The 419-nt window shown below is 63.2% G+C and carries 1 protein-coding gene; it reads left to right on the plus strand.

Features of this window, described 5'->3' with window-relative positions:
• Positions 1 to 419, plus strand: a 419-nt coding sequence (locus Q7A36_RS40985) for a transposase (protein WP_305109508.1), incomplete at both ends; no start/stop codon positions are given.

The following is a 419-nucleotide window of genomic DNA, read 5'->3' on the forward strand; positions in this document are numbered from 1 at the left end:
TTCGCGCAGGGCATTTCTGACTATGAGCCTTGTCATCGTAGCCGACGCGAGCGACTGGAGCAGTTGATCACTGGCGATGGACGGCCCTTGCCAGCGCACCTGAAAGCACAGCTCAGCCGCGAGCTCGATCGACTTGAGCTAACCCTGGAGCAGATCAAGGCCGTGGAGGCGGAGCGGGATGCTCTGCTCGCGCCCAAGGGCGAGGCGACACCTGCCTCAGTAGGGGCGCTGACCGGGTTGCGCGGGATCGGTCCCGAGTTTGCCACGGTGCTCTGGCTGGAGTGCTTTTTCCGCAGCTTCAGCAACCGACGCCAGGTTGCGGCCTATGCCGGGCTCGCGCCGACGCCTTGGCAAAGTGGCTCTGTCGATCACGAACAGGGCTTGTCGAAGTCAGGCAACCCGAAACTGCGAAGCACCAT

Origin of the sequence: Paracraurococcus lichenis, assembly GCF_030657435.1 — a bacterium.
Lineage (GTDB): Bacteria > Pseudomonadota > Alphaproteobacteria > Acetobacterales > Acetobacteraceae > Paracraurococcus > Paracraurococcus lichenis.